We start from the raw sequence: 21,642 nt of genomic DNA, 5'->3' as shown, positions 1-21,642 counted from the left end.
GCCCAAAAAAACCACTGAAAAGATGTCCGGAAAATCGTCTTCCCTTGCACGGAGGGCGCTAGGCGCAGCGGTGGTCTCCGCTGCTATTTTGGGCAGCGCCAGCGCAGGCGCCGCGGGCTTGGGCCAGTTGACCGTGCTGTCCGCCCTGGGTCAGCCGCTGCAGGCGGAAATCGAACTGACGTCGGTCAGCAAGGAGGAGGCCGGCAATGTGTCGGTCAGGCTGGCGCCGGCAGCGGCATTCCGGCAGGCCAACATCGAATTCAATCCCTCGCTGGCGAATCTGCGCTTCGCCGTCGAACAGCGAGGCAATCGCCAGGTGGTTCGTATTACTTCATCGCAGCCGATGAACGAGCCGTTTGTCGACGTGCTGCTGGAAGTCAGCAGCAACGGCACCCGTCTTCTGCGCGAATACGTGGTGTTGCTGGACCCGGTCGGAAGCCGCCGCGCCCAGCCGGCCGAAACGGCGCCCGCTCCGGCAGCAACGCCGGCCGCTCCGGCAGCCCGTCAGCAAGCCAGCCGTGCCGCACCGGCCGCCGCGCCAGCGGCCGAAGCCGCCGCCAGCGGCGACAGCTATCCGGTCAAGCGCGGCGATACGCTGGCCGCGATCGCCGGCCAGGTCAAGCCGGAAGGCGTGTCGCTCGACCAGATGCTGGTGGCCCTGCAAAGAGCCAATCCCAATGCCTTCGTCGGCAACAACATCAACCGGCTGCGAACGGGACAGATCCTGTCGGTGCCCAACGCCGAAGCCGCCCGCAGCGTCAGCAACGGCGAGGCGCGGCGCATCGTGGTGGCGCAATCGGCCGATTTCAATAATTACCGCAACCGCCTGGCCAGCCAGGTCGCCGGCAGCGCCACCGGCCAGGGCGAGGGCGGCCAGCTGGCGTCGGGCAAGGTGACTTCCCGCGTCGAGGAACAGCGCAACACGGGCGGCGAAACGCGCGACCGTCTCCAGGTGTCGCGCTCCGGCGCACCGGTTTCGGGTGCGGACGCCGAGGAGCGGATTGCCCAGGAAAAGGCGCTGGCCGAAGCCAATTCGCGGGTCAAGGAACTGGAAAAGACGGTCGGCGACCTGCAGCGCCTGCTGGAAATCAAGAATCGCGATCTCGCCGCCCGTCAGAATCAGGCGGCCGCGCCTGCCGCGCAGGAAAAGCCAGCCGCTGCCAGCGACCAGCCGGCAGCCGCCGCGGTAGCCAGCGCTGCACCAGCCTCTGCCGCCAGCGCCACGCCGCCGGCAGCAGAGGCTGGCGCGCCGCTGGCTGCCACCACGCCAACGCCTACGCCTGCGCCGGCGGCTGACAATGCCGCCGCCGCAGCAGCGCCAGCCGCCCAGGCTGCCAAGCCGGCGTCGAAACCAGCCGTCCCGGCACCGCCGCCTCCACCCGAGCCAGGCATGCTGGAAGAATTGACCGGCAATCCGGCCGTGCTGGGCGGATCGGCGCTGGTGCTGGCCTTGCTGGCGGCGCTGGGCATCACCCGTTCGCGCAAGGCAAAGCAGGCGAAGGCCATACGCGGCACCAGCATCATGCCGACCTCGACGCTGAAGACCAACTCCCTGTTCGGCGCCGCCGGCGGCCAGAGCGTGGATACCAACAACAGCGTATTCAATTCGAATTTCTCGCCCTCGGCCAGCCAGCTCGACACCAATGAAGTCGATCCGGTTGCCGAGGCCGACGTCTACATTGCCTACGGCCGCGATGCCCAGGCCGAGGAAATCCTGAAGGAGGCCCTGCGCACCCAGCCGGATCGCGCTGCCGTGCGTGGCAAGCTGCTGGAGATCTATGCCGCCCGCAAGGACCTGCGCGCATTCGAAGCAACCGCCACCGAGCTGTTCAGCCTGACCAAGGGCGAGGGCGAGGAATGGGCACAGGCTGCAATCCTGGGCCTGTCGCTGGATCCAACGAATCCGCTGTACGCGTCGGCGCGCAAGCCATCCGACGGGTTGGACACGGGTGCAGGCGCTGGCCTGGCCGCCGGTGCCGGGCTCGGCGCAACCGCCGCCGCATCCGCCGCGGACGAGGCGCACGGCAACGAGATCGATTTCGACGCGCTGCTCAACACGACCCAGCAGTCGCATCAGGACGATGCGCCGACCGCCGGCGAGAAGGCCGATGTCGAGCCATCCGGCCAGCAGCCAGCCGCGTCCGACCTGACCGAAACGCCACTGGCAAGCAGCGAGATGCCGGTCGCTCCGGCACTTCCGGATGTCGACAGCGCCGACGTGCCTGATCTGCATGCCGCTCCCGCTGCCGGCCCCGCAGCAGATCCGGAAGCGACTCCGGCCACCCCGGAGCCAGCCTCCAACCTGCTGGATTTCGACTTCGACCTCGACAGCTTCGGCAAGACGCCGCCGCCCACGCCGCCGGCGGTCCATGCCGACGAAGAACCGGCCGAAGCGGCGCCTGCCGACTCCCGCCTGATGGATTTCAAGCTCGACGACCTCGATTTGCCGAAACCGGATGCGGCATCGGCGAGCGCTGCGCCCAGCCTGGATGACGATGAATTCCCGCCGCTGGAACTCGATGTGCCGGGCAGGCCGGCTGAAACGGCCGCCGTCCATGACGAGTCGGCGCCGATGGATTTCGACCTGTCCGGCATCAGCCTGGACCTCGACCCGCACGGCGGCACCGATGCCGCGCTGCAGGACGTGCCAACCCTGGGAGAAACCTCGTATTCCAATGCGGCCGAGATGGCAACCAAGCTCGACCTGGCATCGGCCTATCAGGAAATCGGCGACCGCGAGGGCGCCCGGGAACTGCTGGAAGAAGTCATCAAGGGCGGCGACAACGAGCAAAGCGAAAAGGCCAAGGTCCTGCTGGCCAAGCTCGACTAAACCTGTCTTGCTCCTTCAGAAACGGGCGCAGCGCTGCTGTCGCCCGTTTTGTCATTATCACGACATCGATACAACGGACTTACCTTGAAACGCATTGCAATCGGCATTCAATACGACGGCACGCCCTGGCAGGGCTGGCAGACCCAGCCGCACCGGCAGACCGTGCAGGATATGCTGCAGGCAGCCGGCTTGCAGTTCGCCCAGCGCGATCTCGATATCCAGTGCGCCGGCCGCACCGACGCGGGCGTGCATGCGATCGAACAGGTCGCCCATTTCGATACCGACATCGACCGGCCGTCGCAGTCGTGGGTGCGCGGCCTCAACAGTTTCCTGCCTCCGTCCATCGCGGTGCGCTGGGCGCAGGATGTGACGGCGGAGGCGGGCGCCGACCCGTTCCATGCGCGCTTCTCCGCCCGTTGCCGCACCTATCATTACTACCTCTACAACAGCCCGGTCCGCTCGCCGCTGCTGCATTCCCGCGCCGGCTGGGTATTCCGGCCGCTCGACGCCGAAGCGATGCACCGCGCCGCGCAGGCGCTGATCGGCGACCTGGATTTCTCTTCATTCCGGGCCGCCCAGTGCCAGGCCAATTCGCCGGTGCGCGCCATGCGGGCGATCGACATCGAGCGGCAGGGCGAGCTGATCCGCTTCACGCTCACGGCCAATGCCTTCCTGCATCACATGGTGCGCAATATCGTCGGCTCGCTGATCTATGTGGGCAACGGCAGCCGCCCGGAAAGCTGGATCGCGGAACTGCTGGCGTGCCGTGACCGCACCCAGGCGGCGCCGACCTTCATGCCGCAGGGCCTGTACCTTGCGAAGATCGATTACGGCCCCAACTGGAAATTGCCTGCCCACGCTATTTCCAACCCGGTGTTCGCCCTATGACCTTTCATTCCATGCAGCAGCGTACCCGCATCAAGCTGTGCGGCCTGCGCCGTCCGGAGGATGTCGCCGACGCGGTCAGCGCCGGCTGCGACGCGATCGGCCTGGTGTTCTATCCGCCCAGCCCACGCAGCGTCTCATTGGCGCAGGCGGCGGTGCTGGCGGCGGCGACGCCGCCTTTCATTGCCACCGTGGGCCTGTTCGTCAATCCCGGCGAGGAGGAAGTCCGGCAGGCCAGCGCCGCGGCCAGGCTGTCGCTGCTGCAGTTCCATGGCGATGAAACACCCGAGCAGTGCCATGCGCTGGCGGCGGCGGTAAACCTGCCGTTTCTGAAGGCATTCCGGGTCCGTCCCGATACGACGGCCGCCGATTTGCTAGAATACGACTCCATTTGTCGCGCCGGCGGCGACCGTTATTCGGCCCTGCTGCTGGATACCTGGGTCGATGCCTACGGCGGCGGCGGAAAGGTTTTCGATTGGTCTCTCATCCCAGAAGAACTCGCGCCTCGGGTCGTTTTAAGTGGTGGCTTGAGCGTACAAAACGCGACTGAGGCGGTGTTGCGCGTTCGACCCTACGCGGTCGATGTCAGCAGCGGCATCGAACGCGAAAAGGGCGTCAAGGACGGCGGCATGATGCGCGCTTTCACAGCGGCAGTGCGCGCCGGCGACGCCCGTCTCCAACAGGCACACCCCGAAGGAACAGCATGACTACCCAAACCAGCAATGCCCAGCCATTGGGCCAGTACAACCTGCCCGATGCCCGCGGCCATTTCGGCCCGTATGGCGGCAGCTTCGTCTCCGAAACCCTGACCCACGCACTGACCGAGCTGCGCGAGGCCTATGCGCATTACCAGAAAGACCCGGAATTCCTGGCCGAATTCAACTACGAACTGAAGCATTTCGTCGGCCGTCCCAGCCCGATCTACCATGCCAAGCGCTGGTCCGAGATGGTCGGCGGCGCGCAGATCTACTTCAAGCGCGAAGACCTGAACCACACCGGCGCCCACAAGATCAACAACGTGATCGGCCAGGCGCTGCTGGCCAAGCGCATGGGCAAGCCGCGCGTGATCGCGGAAACCGGCGCCGGCCAGCACGGCGTGGCCACCGCCACCATCTGCGCCCGCTTCGGTCTGGAATGCGTGGTCTACATGGGTAGCGAAGACACCCGCCGCCAGATCCAGAACCTGTACCGCATGGAACTGCTGGGCGCCAAGGTGGTGCCGGTGGAATCCGGCTCCAAGACCCTGAAGGACGCGCTCAATGAAGCCATGCGCGACTGGGTCACCAACATCGAAAACACCTTCTACATCATCGGCACCGTGGCCGGCCCGCATCCGTATCCGATGATGGTGCGCGACTTCCAGTCGGTGATCGGCGAGGAATGCCTGACCCAGATGCCCGAAATGACCGGCCGCCAGCCGGACTACGTGGTGGCCTGCATCGGTGGCGGCTCCAATGCCATGGGCATCTTCCATCCGTATATTCCCTACCAGGACACGCAGCTGATCGGCGTCGAGGCCGCCGGCAACGGCATCGAGACCGGCAAGCATTCGGCATCGCTCCTGGCCGGCACGCCGGGCGTGCTGCACGGCAACCGCACCTATCTGCTGCAGGATGCGAATGGCCAGATCATCGAGACCCATTCGGTCTCGGCCGGCCTGGACTATCCCGGCGTCGGGCCCGAGCATGCCTGGCTGAAGGACATCGGCCGCGCCCAGTATGTGTCGATCACCGATGACGAAGCGATCGACGCCTTCCACAAGAGCTGCCGCATCGAAGGCATCATTCCGGCGCTGGAATCGAGCCATGCGCTGGCCTATGCCGCCAAGCTGGCCGCGACGCTGCCCAAGGACAAGAGCATCCTGGTCAACCTGTCCGGACGCGGCGACAAGGACATGCATACCGTCGCCGAACGCACCAGGCGCGCTCTGTAGGAAGCGGGCGGGAACCCGGCGGGCAGTAGCGCCGCGGTTTTCGCTCCCGGCAGCAAATTCGACTAATTCCCCAGCCGGCCTTTGCCGGCTGCATCACACATACAGGCCATGTCCCGCATAGAACCTACCTTCGCCGCGCTGGCGGCACAAAAAAGAACCGCGCTGATCACCTTCATCACCGCCGGCGATCCGGCGCCTGAACTGACGGTGCCGCTGATGCATTCCCTGGTCGCCGGCGGCGTCGACGTGCTGGAACTGGGCGTTCCGTTTTCCGACCCGATGGCCGAAGGCCCGGTGATCCAGCGCGCCAGCGAGCGCGCCCTGAAGCATGGCGTCGGCACCGGCGACGTGCTCGGCTATGTGCGCGAATTCCGCCGCACCAACACCACCACGCCGGTGGTGCTGATGGGTTACGCCAATCCGATCGAGCGCATGGGCCAGGAAGCCTTCGTCACGGCGGCGCGCGACGCCGGCGTCGACGGCACCATCGTGGTCGACTATCCGCCCGAGGAGTGCGAGGAATTCGCGCGCCTGATGAAGGAAAACGGCATGGATACAATTTTCCTGCTGGCGCCCACGTCCACCGAAGAGCGCATCCGCCAGGTGGCCAAGGTCGGCGGCGGCTTCAGCTATTACGTGTCGCTCAAGGGCGTGACCGGCGCCGGCAATATCGACATAGCCGAGGTCAGCCGCCGCATCGAGCACATCCGCCGCGACGTGAAACTGCCCATTGGCGTCGGCTTCGGCATCCGCGACGCCGCCACCGCCTGCGCCATCGCCTCGGTGGCGGATGGCGTGGTGATCGGCAGCCGCATCATCCAGGAAATGGAAAATGCGCCGCAGGACGAGGCGGTGGCGGTGGCCCATGCCTTTGTCGCCACGATCCGCCAGGCGCTCGACGAACGCAGCGCAGCCGTCGGTCGGTCGGTGTAATATTGCCGCCTTGTGCGCGGCCGGCGCCGCGTCCATGGGGCATCCCAAGAACAGCACAATATTGAAAAAGAGGTCGCCATGAGCTGGCTAGAGAAACTGCTACCCCCGCGCATACAACGTTCCGGCACGGCCAACCGCAAGTCGGTGCCGGAAGGACTCTGGGTCAAGTGCCCGTCCTGCGAGGCGGTGCTGTACCGCACCGATCTGGAATCGAACATCCACGTCTGCCCCAAGTGCAGCCACCACCTGCGCATCCGCGCCCGCGAGCGCCTCGACGCGCTGCTCGACGCCGAAGGCCGTTATGAAATCGGCCATGAGGCGCTGCCGGTCGACACCCTGAAATTCAAGGACAGCAAGAAATATCCGGAACGCCTGAAGTCGGCCATGGAAGCCACCGGCGAAACCGACGCGCTGGTGGTGATGGGCGGCTCCATCATGTCGCTACCTGTGGTGATTGCCTGCTTCGAATTCGAATTCATGGGCGGCTCGATGGGCTCGGTCGTGGGCGAGCGCTTCGTGCGCGGCGCCCAGATGGCGCTGGAACAGAAGGTGCCCTTCATCTGCATCACCGCCACCGGCGGCGCCCGCATGCAGGAAGGCCTGCTGTCGCTGATGCAGATGGCCAAGACCACCGCCATGCTGACCAAGCTGTCGGAAAAGCGCCTGCCCTTCATTTCGGTGCTGACCGACCCGACCATGGGCGGCGTGTCGGCATCGTTCGCCTTCATGGGCGACGTCGTGATTGCTGAGCCAAAGGCGCTGATCGGCTTTGCCGGCCCGCGCGTGATCGAAAACACGGTGCGCGAAAAGCTGCCGGAAGGCTTCCAGCGCGCCGAATTCCTGGTGCAGAAGGGCGCGGTGGACATGATCGTCGACCGTCGCAAGATGCGCGAGGAAATCGCCCGCCTGCTGGCGCTGCTGCAGAACCAGTCAGCCGACGTCCTCGCGTAAGCGGCCGACTTCTTCTCCATGGCCCGGACCTGTCGCAGGTCCGGGCCTTTTCAATTGCCCATCCGTCTCCAGATAGCCTGTCATGAACAATCCAAACCTGCCCACCACGCTTCCCGACTGGCTGAGCCGCCTCGAAGCCATGCATCCCAAAGCGATCGACATGGGTCTTGAGCGGGTAGCCCGGGTGCGCGACGCCCTCGGCCTGCGCTTTGACTGCCCGGTCATCACCGTGGGCGGCACCAATGGCAAGGGTTCGACCTGCGCAATGCTGGAGTCCATCCTGCTGCAGGCGGGCTATCGGGTCGGACTCTATACCTCGCCGCACCTGGTGCATTTCAATGAGCGGGCACGCATGAACGGCGAGATCGTCGACGATGCGACCCTGGTCGAGCAGTTCCAGGCGGTCGAGGCTGCACGCGGCGACGTGTCGCTGACCTATTTCGAATTCACCACGCTGGCGATACTGCGCCTGTTTGCCCAGGCCGGCCTGGATGCCGCGATCCTGGAAGTCGGGCTGGGCGGGCGGCTGGATGCGGTCAATGTGATCGACGCCGATGTGGCCATCGTCACCAGCGTCGACATCGACCATACCGAATACCTTGGCGTGACGCGCGAGCAGATCGGCTTTGAAAAGGCCGGCATCTTCCGCAGCGGCCGGCCGGCGATCTGCAGCGACCCGGTGCCGCCGGAGTCGCTGAAAAAGCATGCGGAGGATATCGGCGCCGACCTGTGGCTGCTGGGCAGGGATTTCAATTATTCCGGCGACAAGCAGCAGTGGAATTACGGCGGCCGGAACATGCGCCGCAATGCCCTGGGCTATCCCGGGCTGCGGGGCGCCAACCAGCTGCTCAATGCCTGCGCAGCGCTGGCGGCGCTGGAAGCGCTGCGCGACCGCCTGCCGCTCGGCGCCCAGGAAGTGCGCAGCGGACTGGCCATGGTGGAGTTGCCGGGGCGCTTCCAGGTGCTGCCTGGCAGGCCGACCGTGGTGCTGGATGTTGCGCATAATCCACATGCGGCCGGCGCACTGGCCCAGAATCTCGGCAACATGGGTTTCCATCCTTACACCTTTGCGGTGTTCGGTGCGATGAGCGACAAGGATATTGACGGCATCATTTCGCACATGAAGCCGCATATCGACCATTGGTGTGTGACTGATTTACCTCTGCCTAGGGCGGCCAGTGCAGCGAGCATTGCGGAAAAATTATCCGAAGCCGGTGTACAGGGTGCCGGGGCGCTGGATGCCGAACATAGCATCCTGACCTTTGCCAGCCCGGAAGAAGCCTATGCAAATGCGAGAAGCAGGGCAGGGGAGAATGATAGAATTGCGGTTTTCGGATCTTTCCTTACAGTAGCAGGCGTGATAGCCGCACGTAAATCCGAATATCACTGACAAATTCAGCATCAATCGCATGGGCTTGCTCTCATTCCTCCGCAAAAACAAGCAGGAATCCCGTTCCGACAGCACCTTTCAATCGCGTGCCGAGGAGGATTCCGACGCCGTGCGCAGCCGCGGCAAGCGCGGCAAGACGGGCAAGGAACGCAGGGCGTCCGACCCGGTGCTTCCCGAGAAGAAACGTGCCCGCCGCCGCCTGGTCGGCGCCGTGGCGCTGGTGCTGGCCGCGGTGGTCGGTCTGCCGATGATCCTGGATTCCGAGCCCAAGCCGGTCACCGACGACATCGCCATCGACATTCCCTCCAAGGACAAGCGTACCCAGGCCGGCACCGTGCAGACGCCGCCGCCGGTGGCGAGCGCACCGAAGCTGCCCAGCAACGCCGGCCTGGACAAGGACGAGGAAGTCATCGATCCCGCCAGCCTGCCAACCCCGAGCGAAGCCGTGCCTTCCACCGCGGCGCGTTCGGAAATGCCGCAGCTGGTCAAGCCTGAACCCAAGCCCAGGGCCGAGCCGCGCGCCGAAACGCCGCGCCCACCCAAGCCCGAGGGCAAGAACGAAGCCAAGCCCGAGCGCAAGACCGAACTGGCCCATGCCAAGCCGGAAGCCAAGCCGACGCCGCACGCGGTCGAGAAGGTGGACGAAGCCAGCCGCGCCAGGGCCATCCTGGAAGGCCGCGCGGAGCCCAAACCGGAAGCGAAGAAGGAATCCGGCCGCTTCGTGGTGCAGGTTGCGGCACTGGCAACGCAGGACAAGGTCGATGAATTGCAGGACAAGTTGCGTTCCGCCGGTATTTCTTCGTTCACGCAGAAAGTATCGACGGATGGCGGCAGCCGGACCCGCATCCGCGTCGGCCCCTTCAGCAGCAAGGAAGAAGCCGATCGGGTACGTGCCAAGCTGTCGAAGATTGGCCTGGCTGGCACGCTGGTGCCGGCCTGATCCAGGCTGGCAGGCGGCGTGACGATCTTCGACTATTTGACTCTGTTCATTCTGGTCGCGTCGGTCATCATCAGCACCATGCGCGGCGTGGTTCGCGAAGTATTGTCGCTGGTGAGCTGGGTGGCGGCATTTGTGGTGGCGAACATGTACGGCGAAATCCTGGCGCAGTGGCTGCCGGCAGCCGTGCCGGGCGCGCTGACCCGGCTCATCATCGCTTTCGTGGTGCTGTTCATCGGCACCCGGCTGCTGATGGGTTTGCTGATTCTGATGTGCGAGGCGCTGATCAAGGCCGGCGGCCTTTCATTCATCGACCGCGGCCTGGGAAGCGTGTTCGGCTTTGCGCGCGGCATGTTGATCGTGCTGGTAGCAGTGTTGATATGCGGCATGACTGCCATTCCGCAGCAGCCTTTCTGGAAAGATGCGATGCTTAGCCCCCTGGCCGAATCCGCGGCCCGCAGCGTCAAGCCTTTCCTGCCCGGCGAATTTGCCCGGCATGTACAGTTTTGAATTGTCTTAGTTAGGAGTTCCACCATGTGTGGCATTGCAGGCGTCGTCTCCCAAAGCCCCGTCAACCAGCTGATCTACGATGCATTGCTGCTGCTGCAGCACCGCGGTCAGGATGCGGCGGGCATTGCGACCAATCAGGGCAACAAGTTCTACATGCACAAGGCAAACGGCATGGTGCGCGATGTGTTCCGCACCCGCAACATGCGTTCGCTGCCAGGCAATATGGGCATTGGTCAATGCCGTTATCCGACCGCCGGTTCTTCCAGCGAAGAGGAAGCCCAGCCTTTCTACGTGAATGCGCCGTTCGGCATTACCCTGGCCCATAACGGCAACCTGACCAACTGGGAACAGCTCAAGATCGAGATGTTCCGCAACGACCGCCGGCACATCAACACCAGTTCCGACTCGGAAGTGCTGCTCAACGTGCTGGCCCATGAAATCCAGCAGGCAACGCTGGGTTACTCGCTGGATCCGTCGGCGCTGTTCAAGGCGGTGGCGTCGCTGCACAAGCGCGTGCGCGGCTCCTACGCCGTGGTGGCGCAGATCGCCGGCGTCGGCATGCTGGCCTTCCGCGATCCTTTCGGCATCCGTCCGCTGTGCCTGGGCGTGAACGAAACCGACGCCGGCACCGAGTACCTGGTGGCCAGCGAGTCGGTCGCGCTGGAGGGACTGGGCTTTCGCTTCGTGCGCGACGTGACGCCTGGCGAAGCGATCTTCATCGACATCGACGGCAACATGGTCAGCCAGCAGTGCGCGGAAAATCCGGTGCTCAATCCCTGCGCCTTCGAATTCGTCTACCTGGCCCGTCCGGACTCCGTCATCGACGGCGCCTCGGTCTACCATTCCCGCCTGAAAATGGGTGAATACCTGGCCGACAAGATCCGTCGCCAGTTCAGCGCCGGCGACATCGACGTGGTGATGCCGATTCCCGATTCCTCCCGTCCGTCCACCATCGAACTGGCGCTGAAGCTCAATCTCGATTACCGCGAAGGCTTCATCAAGAACCGCTATATCGGCCGCACCTTCCTGATGCCGGGGCAGGCGATCCGCCGCAAGTCGGTGCGCCAGAAGCTCAATGCGATCGGCTCCGAGTTCAAGGGCAAGAGCGTTCTGCTGGTGGACGATTCCATCGTGCGCGGCACCACCAGCCGCGAGATCGTGCAGATGGCGCGCGACGCCGGCGCCCGCCGCGTGATCTTCGCCTCCGCCGCGCCGCCGGTGATCTTCCCGAACGTGTACGGCATCGACATGCCGACCCGCAGCGAACTGATTGCCTACGGCCGCACGGAAGAGGAAGTCTGCCGTGAAATCACCGCCGACGCGCTGGTGTACCAGGACTTGGAAGCATTGAAGCGCTCGATTTCCGACGCCAATCCGGCCATCCAGCGCTTCGAGGCGTCCTGCTTCGACGGCAACTACGTCACCGGCGACATTTCCCGCGACTATCTCGACCGCATCGAAACCACGCGCGGCAATGCGCAGCCGTCGAACGAAGACATGGTGCGCTCCCAGCTGAACCTGTCGCTGGCGCCGGCCGACTGAGCCTGATGCGTCTCATGCCCGTGGCTGCTGCCGGCGGCCACGCGGCGCAACCCGCTTTTGCGAATCTGCACACCGATGAACGAGAATCACAAACCGCAGTACGGCTTCACCACCACCATCCTGCACGGCGACCGGCAGAAACCGATCGAGCATGGCTCCCTGCATAAGCCCATCCATACCTCGGTCGCCTTCGGCTACAAGGATGCACGCGAGCTGGCAGCGGTATTCCAGGGACGGCAGCCCGGCTACCGCTATGGCCGCCAGGGCAACCCCACCGTGTCGGCGCTGGAAGACAAGATCACCAAGATGGAAAACGGCTACGGCACCATCTGCTTTTCGACCGGCATGGCAGCCATAGGCGCAGTGGCGCAGGCGCTGCTGCGCGAGGGCGATCATGTTGTTTCGTCGGCCTTCCTGTTCGGCAATACCAACAGCCTGTGGCAGACCGTAGGCGCGCAGGGCGTCACCGTTTCGATGGTGGATGCAACCGAGGTGGCCAATGTCGAAGCGGCGCTGACGCCGGCCACCCGGCTGGTGTTCGTGGAAACCATCGCCAATCCGCGCACCCAGATAGCGGATCTGGCGCGCATCGGCACGCTGTGCCGCGAGCGGGGCATCCTGTTCATCGTCGATAACACCATGACCTCGCCGTATCTGTTCCAACCCAGGGCGGTTGGCGCGGGGCTGGTTGTCAATGCGCTGACCAAGTCGATTGCCGGCCACGGCATCGCCCTGGGCGGCAGCCTGACCGATACCGGTGTATATGACTGGACCCGCTATCCGCATATCGCCGAAAACTACAGGAAGTTTCCGCCGGTGCAGTGGGGCATGGCGCAGATCCGCGCCAAGGCGCTGCGCGACTTCGGCGGCACGCTCGGTCCGGAAGCGGCCCACCATATCGCCGTCGGTGCGGAAACCATGGCACTGCGGCTGGAGCGGGAATGCAGCAATGCGCTGTCGCTGGCCGAAATGCTGGATGCCGACGAGCGGGTGGCGGCGGTGCATTATCCGGGGCTGAAGTCACATCCGCAGCATGCGCTGGCCGGCGAGCTGTTCCGCGCCTATGGCAGCCTGCTGAGCTTCGAGTTGAAGGATGGCATCGACTGCTTCGACTTCCTGAACCGGCTGCGCCTGGCCATCCCGGCCAGCAATCTCGGCGACACCCGCACGCTGGTGATCCCGGTAGCGCATACCATTTTTTATGAAATGGGCCCCGAGCGGCGTGCCAGCATGGGCATCGCCGAGTCATTGATCCGGGTGTCGGTCGGCATCGAGGACAATGCAGACCTGCTGGAAGACTTCCGCCAGGCGCTCGCCGGCTGAGAGCTCTCAGCTGTCAGCTTCAGGGCACGATCTTCTGTGCCTGTTCCCGCTCCAGCCACTTCACCGTGTGGCTGGGCACGAAATTCTCCAGCAGGTCCAGCAGCGCGGGCGCGCCGGGCGCATGCATCAGCAGGCTGGCATGGTCCGGGCGCACGAAGCCCTGACTTACCAGATGGCTGGCAAAGCCGGTCAGGCCGTCATAGAAACCGTCGACATTCAGCAGGCCGATCGGCTTTTCATGCAGGCCCAGTTGCGCCCAGGTCGTGACCTCGAACAATTCCTCCAGCGTGCCAAAGCCGCCCGGCATGGCGATGAAGCCGTCCGACAGCTCGGCCATCATGGCCTTGCGTTCGTGCATGTCCTTCACCACATGCAGTTCGGTCAGGCCATGATGGCCAACCTCGCGCTTCATCAGCGCCTGGGGAATCACGCCGGTGGCGCGGCCGCCGCCCTGCATCACGGCATCGGCGATGGCGCCCATCAGGCCGACATTGCCGCCGCCGTACACCAGCCCGATGTCGCGCCTGACGAGTTCCTCGCCCAGTGCGCGGGCTGCCTGTGCATAGCGCTCGGAGGCGCCCATCGCGGAGCCGCAATAGACACAGAGTGATCTGATTTTTTTCATTGTGATGCAACCTGATTGAATGAATTGAATGGACTTGATTTGACTTGCTCTACCGTTTTACCTGGGTCGCTTGGAGTATTCCTCGACCAGCTTCAGAAACAGCGCATGCGTATCGCCCCGCAGATAGGGGCCGATCAGCGACAGCACCTGGTAACAGCCGCGCATCAGGGCGTCCGCCATCACCTGCTGCTCGGTGTACCTGCGTGGATTGAGCACGTACTCATATGACATCCAGTAGCTTGCCACCACCACGATGTTCGATGCCAGCGCATCGATTTCCATATCGCTTGCCTGCAATGCACTGTCGCTGCGCAAGCCTTCGCAAAGCTGCCGTGCGACCAGGATCTTGTGCTTGTAGATTTCCTTGAACTGCAGTTCGAGCTTGCGGTTGCGCGAGAGCAGGTCGGACAGGTCGCGGTAGAAGAAACGATAGCGCCAGTGCAGCTCGAAAATCAGGTGCAGGTAGAGCCACACGTCCTCGATGGTCGGGCGGCGGTCCGCGGGCACCGACAGCATGCGCAGGATCTCACCTTCGAACTGGGCAAAGATCGAGTCGACGATGTCGTCCTTGTTGCGGAAGTGGTAGTACAGGTTGCCGGGCGAAATGCCCATCTCCTCGGCAATGATGGTGGTAGTGATGTTCGGCTCGCCGAACTCATTGAACAAGCGCAGCGATAGTTCCAGTATCCGTTCGCGGGTGCGGCGTGGCGCTTTTGCTTGCATTGGCGGGGAAGGGGGCGTGAACTGTCGGGTGGGGGCATAGGATAGCATCGACGGCGGCAATCCCGAAGCAGGAGCGCCGGCTCATGACGCTCGCTGGCCGCTGCTTCACTCGGGCATCACCACCTTGTCGAGGATATGGATCACGCCATTGTCGGCGGCCACGTCGCTCTCGATCACGTTGGCCTGGTCGACCGTGATCTTGCCATTGTCGGACTTGACCGTGACGAAGTCGCCCTGCGTGGTCTTGATGTGGCCCGGCTTGACTTCGGTGACCAGCATCTTGCCCGGCACCACATGGTGCGCCAGCACCGCGGCCAGCTTGACCTTGTCCTTCGACAGCGCTTCCCAGCTCCCTGCGGGCAGCTTGGAAAATGCCTCGTCGCTGGGAGCAAACACGGTATAGGGGCCGGTTCCCTTCAGCGTTTCATTGAATCCGGCGGATTTGACGGCGGCCGAAAAAATCTTGAGATTGGTTGCCGACGCCGCCTTGTCCACCAGATCGGCTGCGCCGCTGGCTGTGCTGGCGGCCAGCAATACCGCAGCAGCCAGAGAGTTGAAAATTCTGTTCATTGCAATTCCTTTAAGGCCATGCCCGCTGCGCCGTGCCGCATGCACGGAAGCATCAAGGCTCTTCCATATGGTTGCCATACAATCGAAAAGTTTCAATTGCAACCTGGCCACGCAATGGCAGTCCCGCCATGCGCAAAGGGTGACGACACGTTCATGGAAATAAATCAAACCGTCAGGACCTGCATCATTGCCATCGCATGGGCATGGCTGGCTGGCATTGCCTGTCTGTTTCTTTCATTGCAGTTCAGTCCGCCGCGCTTTTCATTCGATGCGATGTACGGCGCGCTCTGGACTTCGGTCAAGTCCAGCCTGCTCTATGTTCTGCCGCCGCTGCTGGCGCTGGCGGCATGGCGGTTGCGCCAGCGCAGGCTGGATGCGGCGATCGCGGTGCTTGCCGCCTGCCTGTGGATGGTGCTGACGGTGGGATGGTGGGCGATCCACTTCAACCCGTTTCCGTGGATGGCGACGCTGCGCAACATGGTGCTGCTGCTGCCATCGATTCTGGTGCCCTGCCTGATCTTCTGGCGGCTGCTTGCCCGGAAGGCGGCATAAGGCTTTTCAGGCGGCGGGTACCTGCCTGATTGCCGCAATGACTTCCTTCACCACCCGCGGATGCATGCCCAGGGCGACATGGCCAACGCCATTGAACTCGATATTGACGGCGCCGGGAAGCGACGAGGACAACTGCGGCGACACGATGTTGTCCTGGTGGGAGTAGATCGACAGGAACAGGCTGCGCGCCGCCGGGTCCTCGGCGCGCTCAAGGCGCGCCAGCCAGGCACTGCAGCGGCCTTCGGTGGCGCTGCCACGCCAGCGCATCTGGCGCGAATTATGGCCAGCCCCGAAGCGGGCCAGGCCGGTGCCGCGGTGCGGCGTTCCCAGCGTGATGACGCGCGCCACCCGTGCCGCCCCGTGGTCGCGCAGGTACGCGCGCGCCACCAGGCCGCCCATGCTATGGCCGACGATGATGAGCTTGCGTTGCCCGGTCATGCGGCAGATTTCCTCGATGCGCGCATGCAGCGCGGGCACGAACTGGTCGATGCCGGCAAATACCGGTTCGAGGTCGATCGTGTAATGGCTGATGTCCGCCTGGCGCAATGCCCGGCTCATGAAGTGCCAGTAGCCGCTGTTGCAGCCGTAACCATGGACCAGCAGCACCGGCGGCAGGTCTGCCTTGCCGCGCCATTCGCGGAACGTGCAGAAGCCCATGGTCCAGGAGGAGGTGATCATGGAAGCGCAGTACTCGGTCAGGAACAGGCGGATGGCCGTGGCGCGGCTGAGTCTGTGGTGAACCGGCGTTTCGCTGCGGTACAGCCAGGCCAGGCCGAAATTGTTCGCCGTAATGGCCATTCTCACCAGCAGCACCACGCCGATGGCCAGCAATGCCGCCAGCAGGTGATTGCTCATGTCGAATCGCTTGATCGCGAGCAGGTAGAGCGCTGCCGCAATCAGCAACTGGACGGACAGCAGGATACGCGTGGCGCGGATGACCATATCTGGGCAGGGCTTGGTTGAGTCGGACTGGAATGCGGCGCCATGCGCGGCGCTCACCGGCGCAGACGCTCAGGCTGCCTTTGCGCGCTTGCGCTTGCCCAGCGTCAGAGGCAGCCGTACCAGGCGTGTGCCGGCTATCCTGTCATGCAGGAATTGGCGCTGCGGATCGAGAAAAGCCAGCATGGCCCAGATGGCGGCACTGGCACACGGAATCAAGACCAGCATCCAGCCTTTGGCGCCGACCAGCCAGGCCACCACCAGGCCGGGCAGAAACCACATCCAGGCCAGCGCATAACGCAGCACCGCATGCCAGAAGCCGACCGGACCGCCGGCGGCGCGTTCGAGGCGGATGCGCCAGGTTTTCATCGCCAGGGTCTGCCCGCCGTGCGACCAGAACCAGGCGAAATACACGGCAAGAACAACGAACAGCCAGATTTCCATCGCGCTGCGCAGGTACAGGGCATGACGCTGCTGCGTCATCGTCGAGAACAGCCAGCCGGCAATGAAAAGGACGCCAAACAGCAGCATTGCTTCGTAAAGCATGCAGGCAAAGCGAACGCGCAGGGAAGGTGTCGCAGAATTTTCCAAGACCGGGCTTTATTTCGAGATGGATGGCAGCAGAGGGGGTTGCTGCTGCTCCTGTGGCGGTTGCGCAGGCTGTGGCAGTGGTTGCGGTACAAGCGGTTGTGGTACAGCTTGTGGCGCCTGCTGCGCGGCTTTCTTCTGCGCGTCAGGCTGCCTCAGCACTGCCTTGGAGGGCGGCACCAGCTTGCCATTGTCCTGCGCCGCAGGCGGCAGAGCGGTGACCCGTTTTCTGGCCAGGGCTTCTTCCGCCAGCTTGTTCTTCTGTTCTTCCGAAAGTTGCTGATACTTTTCCCACTGCGCGTTCTTCTGCTCGGGTTCCAGCTTTTTTGCCCGCGCATAGCTCTCGCGGGCGACGCGGCGCTCGTCCGGACTGAGCTTGGCCCACTCGCGCATCCGTTCCTGCATGCGTGCCTGCTGATCCGGCGTCAGGCTGGAATAATGCCTGGTGAGCTCTATCCATTTTTTCTTGCGGGCTGCGTCGAGCTTGCCCCAGTCTGCGGCGAGCGGGCTCAGGGCCTGTTGCTGTTCCTGACTCAAATCCTGCCAGAGCGGCCTGGCGACCTGTACAGACTTTGCCTGTGCTGCGGTTTTTGTCAGCGTGACCGAAGGCTGCGTGCCGATGCTGTTCGAATGGGCGGCCGGCGGCAAGGCAAGCGCGCAGGCCAGAAGAGCAGGGGCAAAGCGCAGCAAACCCGTCATCCTAGTCGCCCCGCTTGGCCAGATAGGCATTGAAACCGTGGTCCAGATAGGCATTCAGCGGCAGTTCGTCCGACAGCACCATGGCGTCGATTTCCGCCAGTTCGCTGATCCGGTGCTGCTTTTCCGCCTGGTACATGCCGACCAGGCTGGCCATCACGACCACGACCGGCAGCGCCACCGAGAGACGGCTGAGCCAGGAAAACGGATTGCCAAGACGTGCGCCGGTCACGCCATGTGCCGTGGCAGTCGCTGCGTTCAGTACACGGATTGGCGCATCGGGCTTCTTGCGGGCCAGCGCCGCCTGGCGGGCGGCAGCCAGGCGGCTGGTGGTGGAGGCGGGCAGGTGTTCGAGGTTCTGATTCAGCGCGTGCCGCACCTTGTATGCGAAGTTGGTTTCTTCCATGTTCATAAACGTATTCCTTTGGCTTTCAGGGCATGAGCAAGGGCGTGTGTCGCTCGCGAGCAGTGCGTTTTCACGCTACCTTCGGAACATCCCATGATCGCGGCGGTCTCCGCGACATCCATATCCTGCCAATAACGCAGAAGAAACGCTTCGCGTTGACGTCCGGGCAGTTTTTGTACTTCAGCGTCGATCGCCTGCAGCACCTGGTCGCGCGATACCTTGTCCTCGCTGGATTCGGCCGCCTGCGTGCCTTCCTCGGCTTCGTAATTTTCAAGCAGGTCGAAGGGCTCGTTGTCGTCGCTGTTGCCGCGCAAGCCCGAAAACAGCGTGACCCATGTTCCCCTGACTTTTTCGCTGCGGAAATAATCGTGGATGGTGTTCTGCAGGATGCGCTGGAATAGCAGCGGCAGTTCGGCGGCCGGCTTGTCGCCGTACTTTTCCGCCAGCTTGATCATGGCATCCTGGACGATATCCAACGCGACTTCATCCTTGCGCACCGCGAACGCGGCCTGCTTGAAGGCGCGGCGTTCGACGCTTTCAAGAAAGTCGGAGAGTTCTTTGTCGGAGGCCATTCAGTGCGGCACGTTCTTGTTTTTGCGGGAAGTATCGGAAGGTGCGGAGCCTGCGGCAGACTGATGCGGCTTGGCAATGCTGCGCATGCTAGCAAAAAAGCCCCGTATTGTGCGTGTTTTTAAGTCAGAAAAGGGCAAGTTGCCTGATTTTCGAACAATTTATCTTGACCAATAGTGCATAAGGAAGTACGGTATCGTTCCCTCGTAACGCGAGGTCGTTTCAATGTCTTTCGGCGCGCGACCCATGATGATGCCGCCGACTTAGGCACGCTTCTTTTGAAAGCTGTTTGCTCTAACCCGCGCCACAAGCGCGATGAATCCGTACCAGAATTGCAGCACCTCCGGCTGAACGAGTGGCGTTTAGCGTCGATTTGAACCGCATACAACCCTGCGCAACGAACCGGCGTCACCGCACAAGAAAGGGATGCCCCAGGACTGTCTTCATGTCGGTTTCGCCAGGAGAGAGCATCCGATCAATCTCCAATGGACCTTGAAAGGACTAGTATGACCCAGGAACTCACCGGCGCAGACATCGTTGTCCGCTGCCTGGCCGAAGAGGGCGTCGAACACGTTTTCGGCTATCCCGGCGGCGCCGTGCTCTACATCTACGACGCAATTTTCAAGCAGGACAAATTCCAGCACATCCTGGTGCGCCACGAACAGGCCGCCATCCATGCCGCTGACGCCTATTCCCGCAGCTCCAACAAGGTCGGTGTCGCCATCGTCACTTCCGGCCCGGGCGTGACCAATGCCGTGACCGGCCTGGCAACCGCCTACATGGATTCGATCCCGATGGTGATCATTTCCGGGCAGGTGCCGTCCACAGCGATCGGTCAGGACGCCTTCCAGGAATGCGACACCGTCGGCATCACCCGCCCCTGCGTCAAGCACAACTTCCTGGTGAAGGATGTGAAAGACCTGGCGGCAACGATGAAGAAGGCCTTCTATATCGCCACCACGGGCCGTCCCGGACCGGTGCTGGTCGATATTCCGAAGGACATCAGCATGCACACCTGCGCCTACGAGTACCCGAAGGAACTCGAGATGCGCTCGTACAAGCCGGTGGACAAGGGCCATGCCGGCCAGATCCGCAAGGCGATGCAGCTGCTGCTGTCGGCCGAACGCCCGATGATCTACACCGGCGGCGGCGTGATTCTCGCCAACGCCTCGCCTGAACTGAACAAGCTGGTCGACCGCCTCGGCTATCCCTGCACGAACACGCTGATGGGCCTGGGCGCATACCGTGCCTCGAGCGACAAGTTCGTCGGCATGCCGGGCATGCACGGCACTTATGAAGCCAACATGGCCATGCAGCACTGCGACGTGCTGATCGCCATCGGCGCCCGCTTCGACGACCGCGTGATCGGCAACCCGAAGCACTTTGCCTCGCATCCGCGCAAGATCATCCATATCGACATCGACCCGTCGTCGATTTCCAAGCGGGTGAAGGTCGATATTCCCATCGTCGGCAACGTCAAGGACGTGCTGCAGGAACTGCTGACGCAGCTCGACGCCGCCGATGCGCAGGCTATCCGCCCGAATCCTTCCGCGCTGGCCAGCTGGTGGGTGCAGATCAACCAGTGGCGCGAGCGCGACTGCCTGAAGTACCCGACCTCGCGCGAAGTCATCAAGCCGCAGTCGGTGGTGCAGAAGGTGTGGGAAGTGACGAATGGCGACGCCTTCATTACGTCCGACGTCGGCCAGCACCAGATGTGGGCCGCGCAGTACTACAACTTCGACAAGCCGCGTCGCTGGATCAATTCCGGCGGCCTGGGCACCATGGGTGTCGGCCTGCCGTACGCAATGGGCGTGCAGATGGCCAATCCGGATGCGACCGTCGCCTGCATCACCGGCGAGGCTTCGATCCAGATGTGCATCCAGGAACTGGCCACCTGCAAGCAGTACCACCTGACGCCCAAGATCATCCTGCTCAACAACCGCTTCCTGGGCATGGTCCGGCAATGGCAGCAGATCGACTACGGTTCGCGCTATTCCGAGTCGTACATGGATTCGCTGCCGGACTTCACCAAGCTGGCCGAGTCGTTCGGCCATGTCGGCATGAAGATCGAGAACCCGAACGACGTCGACGGCGCATTGCGCGAAGCGTTCGCGATGAAGGACAGGCTGGTGTTCATGAACTTCATCACGGACCAGACCGAGAACGTCTGGCCCATGGTCAAGGCGGGCAAGGGCCTGACTGAAATGCTGCTGGGTTCGGAGGATCTGTAATGCGCCATATCATTTCTGTGCTGCTGGAAAATGAAGCCGGCGCCTTGTCCCGCGTGGTTGGCCTGTTCTCGGCCCGCGGTTACAACATCGAGACCCTGACGGTTGCGCCGACCGAAGATGCAACGCTGTCGCGCATGACCATCGTCACCTCCGGTTCGGATGACGTGATCGAGCAGATCACCAAGCACCTGAACCGGCTGATCGAAGTCGTCAAGGTGGTCGACCTGACCGAAGGCTCGCACATCGAGCGCGAACTGATGCTCATCAAGGTGCGCGCGGTGGGCAAGGAGCGTGAAGAGATGAAGCGCACCGCGGACATCTTCCGCGGCCGCATCATCGACGTCACCGAGAAGACCTACACCATCGAACTGACCGGCGCCAAGAGCAAGCTCGACGCCTTCATCGACTCCATCGATCGCAGCGCCATTCTCGAAACCGTGCGCACCGGCGGCTCCGGCATCGGCCGCGGCGAACGCATCCTCAAAGTTTAACCAGCCACACACTACCC

Annotated in this window: 22 protein-coding genes; 14 read left to right on the top strand and 8 right to left on the bottom strand. The window is 63.3% G+C overall.

Annotated elements, in window-relative coordinates:
* The first annotated feature begins 118 nt into the window (after positions 1-118).
* The 11 genes from ABC383_RS08405 to ABC383_RS08355 all read left to right on the top strand — a co-directional run bounded on the left by ABC383_RS08405 (position 119) and on the right by ABC383_RS08355 (position 13,234).
* Positions 119-2,830, top strand: a complete 2,712-nt coding sequence (locus tag ABC383_RS08405; protein WP_413013073.1) for a motility hub landmark protein FimV — start codon at positions 119-121, stop codon at positions 2,828-2,830.
* An 84-nt stretch (positions 2,831-2,914) separates the two neighbouring features.
* Positions 2,915-3,718, top strand: coding sequence for a tRNA pseudouridine(38-40) synthase TruA (gene truA, locus ABC383_RS08400; protein WP_413013071.1), 804 nt, complete (start codon positions 2,915-2,917; stop codon positions 3,716-3,718).
* A complete protein-coding gene (locus tag ABC383_RS08395; RefSeq protein ID WP_413013069.1) occupies positions 3,715-4,422 on the top strand; it encodes a phosphoribosylanthranilate isomerase in 708 nt (235 codons plus the stop codon). Before truA ends, ABC383_RS08395 begins: the two co-directional genes overlap by 4 nt.
* A complete protein-coding gene (gene trpB / locus ABC383_RS08390) occupies positions 4,419-5,648 on the top strand; it encodes a tryptophan synthase subunit beta (protein WP_413013067.1) in 1,230 nt (409 codons plus the stop codon). The genes ABC383_RS08395 and trpB overlap by 4 nt, the downstream gene beginning before the upstream one ends.
* A gap of 108 nt (positions 5,649-5,756) precedes the next feature.
* Positions 5,757-6,581, top strand: coding sequence for a tryptophan synthase subunit alpha (trpA, locus tag ABC383_RS08385; protein ID WP_413013066.1), 825 nt, complete (start codon positions 5,757-5,759; stop codon positions 6,579-6,581).
* Between the two features lie 78 nt (positions 6,582-6,659).
* On the top strand, positions 6,660-7,532 hold the full coding sequence (gene accD, locus ABC383_RS08380; RefSeq protein WP_194714037.1) for an acetyl-CoA carboxylase, carboxyltransferase subunit beta: 873 nt from the start codon (positions 6,660-6,662) through the stop codon (positions 7,530-7,532).
* A gap of 82 nt (positions 7,533-7,614) precedes the next feature.
* Positions 7,615-8,922 carry a bifunctional tetrahydrofolate synthase/dihydrofolate synthase gene (gene folC / locus ABC383_RS08375; RefSeq protein ID WP_413013063.1) on the top strand — a complete coding sequence of 436 codons (1,308 nt, stop codon included), beginning with the start codon at positions 7,615-7,617 and terminating at the stop codon, positions 8,920-8,922.
* Positions 8,923-8,941: 19 nt separating this feature from the next.
* Positions 8,942-9,862: an SPOR domain-containing protein gene (locus tag ABC383_RS08370; protein ID WP_413013062.1), complete on the top strand. Its 921-nt coding sequence runs from the start codon at positions 8,942-8,944 to the stop codon at positions 9,860-9,862.
* A gap of 18 nt (positions 9,863-9,880) precedes the next feature.
* Complete coding sequence (locus ABC383_RS08365; RefSeq protein WP_413013060.1) at positions 9,881-10,369, top strand: CvpA family protein; 489 nt, start codon at positions 9,881-9,883, stop codon at positions 10,367-10,369.
* Positions 10,370-10,393: 24 nt separating this feature from the next.
* Complete coding sequence (gene purF / locus ABC383_RS08360) at positions 10,394-11,911, top strand: amidophosphoribosyltransferase (protein WP_413013058.1); 1,518 nt, start codon at positions 10,394-10,396, stop codon at positions 11,909-11,911.
* Between the two features lie 75 nt (positions 11,912-11,986).
* Positions 11,987-13,234 (top strand): cystathionine gamma-synthase family protein, encoded by a 1,248-nt coding sequence (locus ABC383_RS08355; RefSeq protein WP_413013057.1) that lies wholly within the window; start codon positions 11,987-11,989, stop codon positions 13,232-13,234.
* 19 nt (positions 13,235-13,253) lie between these two features.
* Here the strand turns inward: ABC383_RS08355 and ABC383_RS08350 are convergent, their stop codons facing one another.
* The 3 genes from ABC383_RS08350 to ABC383_RS08340 form a co-directional block, all read right to left on the bottom strand.
* Entirely contained in the window at positions 13,254-13,850 is a 597-nt protein-coding gene (locus ABC383_RS08350) for an LOG family protein (RefSeq protein WP_413016277.1), read from the bottom strand.
* Between the two features lie 66 nt (positions 13,851-13,916).
* Positions 13,917-14,582, bottom strand: a complete 666-nt coding sequence (locus ABC383_RS08345) for a TetR/AcrR family transcriptional regulator (protein ID WP_413013055.1) — start codon at positions 14,580-14,582, stop codon at positions 13,917-13,919.
* A gap of 105 nt (positions 14,583-14,687) precedes the next feature.
* A complete protein-coding gene (locus tag ABC383_RS08340) occupies positions 14,688-15,152 on the bottom strand; it encodes a fasciclin domain-containing protein (protein WP_413013053.1) in 465 nt (154 codons plus the stop codon).
* 153 nt (positions 15,153-15,305) lie between these two features.
* Between ABC383_RS08340 and ABC383_RS08335 the strand changes: the two genes are divergently transcribed.
* Entirely contained in the window at positions 15,306-15,704 is a 399-nt protein-coding gene (locus ABC383_RS08335; RefSeq protein ID WP_413013051.1) for a hypothetical protein, read from the top strand.
* A 6-nt stretch (positions 15,705-15,710) separates the two neighbouring features.
* On the opposite strand, the gene ABC383_RS08330 is transcribed toward ABC383_RS08335, so the two are convergent.
* The 5 genes from ABC383_RS08330 to ABC383_RS08310 form a co-directional block, all read right to left on the bottom strand.
* On the bottom strand, positions 15,711-16,646 hold the full coding sequence (locus ABC383_RS08330; protein ID WP_413013049.1) for an alpha/beta fold hydrolase: 936 nt from the start codon (positions 16,644-16,646) through the stop codon (positions 15,711-15,713).
* Positions 16,647-16,715: 69 nt separating this feature from the next.
* Positions 16,716-17,234, bottom strand: a complete 519-nt coding sequence (locus ABC383_RS08325; protein WP_413013047.1) for an RDD family protein — start codon at positions 17,232-17,234, stop codon at positions 16,716-16,718.
* A gap of 9 nt (positions 17,235-17,243) precedes the next feature.
* Complete coding sequence (locus tag ABC383_RS08320; RefSeq protein ID WP_413013046.1) at positions 17,244-17,930, bottom strand: DUF3106 domain-containing protein; 687 nt, start codon at positions 17,928-17,930, stop codon at positions 17,244-17,246.
* Between the two features lies 1 nt (position 17,931).
* Positions 17,932-18,339 (bottom strand): DUF3619 family protein, encoded by a 408-nt coding sequence (locus ABC383_RS08315; protein WP_413013044.1) that lies wholly within the window; start codon positions 18,337-18,339, stop codon positions 17,932-17,934.
* A complete protein-coding gene (locus tag ABC383_RS08310; protein ID WP_413013042.1) occupies positions 18,336-18,905 on the bottom strand; it encodes an RNA polymerase sigma factor in 570 nt (189 codons plus the stop codon). Before ABC383_RS08310 ends, ABC383_RS08315 begins: the two co-directional genes overlap by 4 nt.
* A 504-nt stretch (positions 18,906-19,409) precedes the next feature.
* On the opposite strand from ABC383_RS08310, the gene ABC383_RS08305 reads away from it, so the two are divergent.
* Both ABC383_RS08305 and ilvN read left to right on the top strand, forming a co-directional pair.
* The gene (locus ABC383_RS08305) at positions 19,410-21,134 is read left to right on the top strand and encodes an acetolactate synthase 3 catalytic subunit (protein ID WP_413013040.1); all 1,725 of its coding nucleotides are present in this window, start codon (positions 19,410-19,412) and stop codon (positions 21,132-21,134) included.
* The gene (ilvN, locus tag ABC383_RS08300; RefSeq protein WP_194714051.1) at positions 21,134-21,625 is read left to right on the top strand and encodes an acetolactate synthase small subunit; all 492 of its coding nucleotides are present in this window, start codon (positions 21,134-21,136) and stop codon (positions 21,623-21,625) included. Before ABC383_RS08305 ends, ilvN begins: the two co-directional genes overlap by 1 nt.
* Positions 21,626-21,642: the final 17 nt, after the last annotated feature.

This window comes from Noviherbaspirillum phoenicis (assembly GCF_047237965.1).
In the GTDB taxonomy this organism is placed as follows: domain Bacteria; phylum Pseudomonadota; class Gammaproteobacteria; order Burkholderiales; family Burkholderiaceae_D; genus Noviherbaspirillum_A.
Note: the sequence above shows the minus strand (reverse complement) of the source record. Positions and strands in the feature narration are given on the sequence as shown.

Coding starts and splice junctions, on each gene's coding strand:
- ABC383_RS08335 (WP_413013051.1), top strand. CDS start 15,306: ATGGAAATAAATCAAACCGTCAGGACCTGCATCATTGCCATCGCATGG.
- ABC383_RS08320 (WP_413013046.1), bottom strand. CDS start 17,930: ATGACGGGTTTGCTGCGCTTTGCCCCTGCTCTTCTGGCCTGCGCGCTT.
- ilvN (WP_194714051.1), top strand. CDS start 21,134: ATGCGCCATATCATTTCTGTGCTGCTGGAAAATGAAGCCGGCGCCTTG.
- ABC383_RS08355 (WP_413013057.1), top strand. CDS start 11,987: ATGAACGAGAATCACAAACCGCAGTACGGCTTCACCACCACCATCCTG.
- accD (WP_194714037.1), top strand. CDS start 6,660: ATGAGCTGGCTAGAGAAACTGCTACCCCCGCGCATACAACGTTCCGGC.
- folC (WP_413013063.1), top strand. CDS start 7,615: ATGAACAATCCAAACCTGCCCACCACGCTTCCCGACTGGCTGAGCCGC.
- trpB (WP_413013067.1), top strand. CDS start 4,419: ATGACTACCCAAACCAGCAATGCCCAGCCATTGGGCCAGTACAACCTG.
- ABC383_RS08310 (WP_413013042.1), bottom strand. CDS start 18,905: ATGGCCTCCGACAAAGAACTCTCCGACTTTCTTGAAAGCGTCGAACGC.
- ABC383_RS08315 (WP_413013044.1), bottom strand. CDS start 18,339: ATGAACATGGAAGAAACCAACTTCGCATACAAGGTGCGGCACGCGCTG.
- purF (WP_413013058.1), top strand. CDS start 10,394: ATGTGTGGCATTGCAGGCGTCGTCTCCCAAAGCCCCGTCAACCAGCTG.
- ABC383_RS08340 (WP_413013053.1), bottom strand. CDS start 15,152: ATGAACAGAATTTTCAACTCTCTGGCTGCTGCGGTATTGCTGGCCGCC.
- ABC383_RS08305 (WP_413013040.1), top strand. CDS start 19,410: ATGACCCAGGAACTCACCGGCGCAGACATCGTTGTCCGCTGCCTGGCC.
- ABC383_RS08330 (WP_413013049.1), bottom strand. CDS start 16,646: ATGGTCATCCGCGCCACGCGTATCCTGCTGTCCGTCCAGTTGCTGATT.
- ABC383_RS08370 (WP_413013062.1), top strand. CDS start 8,942: ATGGGCTTGCTCTCATTCCTCCGCAAAAACAAGCAGGAATCCCGTTCC.
- ABC383_RS08345 (WP_413013055.1), bottom strand. CDS start 14,582: ATGCAAGCAAAAGCGCCACGCCGCACCCGCGAACGGATACTGGAACTA.
- trpA (WP_413013066.1), top strand. CDS start 5,757: ATGTCCCGCATAGAACCTACCTTCGCCGCGCTGGCGGCACAAAAAAGA.
- ABC383_RS08395 (WP_413013069.1), top strand. CDS start 3,715: ATGACCTTTCATTCCATGCAGCAGCGTACCCGCATCAAGCTGTGCGGC.